General features: G+C 39.9%; 2 protein-coding genes. Both read left to right on the top strand.

Annotated features, from left to right (window positions below; translation table 11 throughout):
- The first annotated feature begins 39 nt into the window (after positions 1-39).
- Positions 40-696 carry a TRADD-N-associated membrane domain-containing protein gene (locus DD616_RS17070; RefSeq protein WP_017044877.1) on the top strand — a complete coding sequence of 219 codons (657 nt, stop codon included), beginning with the start codon at positions 40-42 and terminating at the stop codon, positions 694-696.
- Between the two features lie 116 nt (positions 697-812).
- Positions 813-938 (top strand): hypothetical protein, encoded by a 126-nt coding sequence (locus DD616_RS17455; protein WP_254923427.1) that lies wholly within the window; start codon positions 813-815, stop codon positions 936-938.
- Positions 939-1,293 lie beyond the last annotated feature (355 nt).

Below are 1,293 nucleotides of genomic sequence, written 5' to 3' on the forward strand. Positions count from 1 at the left end.
AACCCCTTAGCCGGGCGTTAAGTTTCTAAAGGAAGATTAGTGGAATATTTATCTAAAGAGTTAATTTCTCAAATTATTACAATCATTACTTTTCTTGTAACACTTGTTGCATTGATTAGTGCTTTTAAATCGGGAGCTTTAACTAAAGTTAAATTTGGCTCCATGGAAGTTAGCACGTCAGAGAAAGATATGAGTGATGCGAGAGTCTTAATTGACGCAGTTTCGCAAAATAAACAAGACGTCCCATTTGAGACAGAGCAATTAGCTAATTATTATGCTCAAGTATTAGCACAATCAAAAACCAGTTTCTGGTTTAGCTTAGTGTTTGCGGCAATAGGCTTTTTTGTAATTGTTTTCGCTGTGTTCAGTAATACAGGTGAGAACTTTTCTTCAACAGCTATACAGTTTACGGCTGGGGTCGTAATTGATGGTGTGGCTGGCTTGTTCTTTGTTCAGTCAAAGAATGCTCAAAAGTCGATGGGTGAGTTTTTTGATAAGTTACGTACAGATCGCATGCAAGCAGAATCTCGTACGCTTTGTGACTCTATAGATGACAAAAAAGCACAGGACGCTTTAAAAGTACAGTTGGCACTTTATTATGCAGGAGTTAGTGATTATAAGGATTTATCCAAGAATATCGTTGAACGTTGCTTAACAGAGGCAAACTTGTCGACAGCTTTGGGCGACAAAACTTAACAAACGCTTCAAGAGGGACAGCCAACGCGCGGCATTTTTACTATGCGTTGGTTTTGGTGATTACGGTGTTATGCGGAAAGTTAGTAGTAGCGTTGGCTGCCCCTTAAGCGGGCGTTATGCTTAATCAAGTAAAATCAGTGGTTTATGGTTTTTCTTTGTTCCCTCAGCTTGTCAGTTTGGTGTTTGTCGGCAAGTTGGCTTTTGTGGGCGCTATTTTCTGGACATCCATTCTTGGGCGCTAAAAATTCAGAGAGTTGCCTCAATCAATTTTAGGGTAAGCGCGAGGTTAGGGCGGGTGGCTCAATCAGAAATCCATTTCTAGGTTTTCAAACTTCAAACTAGATTTGCCAAAATTCTGAGCCTGATTGTCAATACTATGATTCATTTCGGTTTTCTACGTTTTGGTTTTTGTTTGTAAATCAAAGTCGAGTTAATCTTAATTCAATTAAAACGTAAGCCATTGAAGCTTAAGCATAACAAGGCGTTTAAGCGGGATTCATGCCGCGTGGCATTTTTGGTTTGCAGTGAGTTTTGGTGGTGAAAGTGGTCTGCGGAAAGTTGGTTTATGCGGCATTCACCCCTTAACGCAGCGTTATG

Origin of the sequence: Vibrio anguillarum (genome assembly GCF_003390515.1) — a bacterium.
GTDB classification, from domain to species: domain Bacteria; phylum Pseudomonadota; class Gammaproteobacteria; order Enterobacterales; family Vibrionaceae; genus Vibrio; species Vibrio anguillarum.

Coding starts and splice junctions, on each gene's coding strand:
- DD616_RS17455 (WP_254923427.1), top strand. CDS start 813: ATGCTTAATCAAGTAAAATCAGTGGTTTATGGTTTTTCTTTGTTCCCT.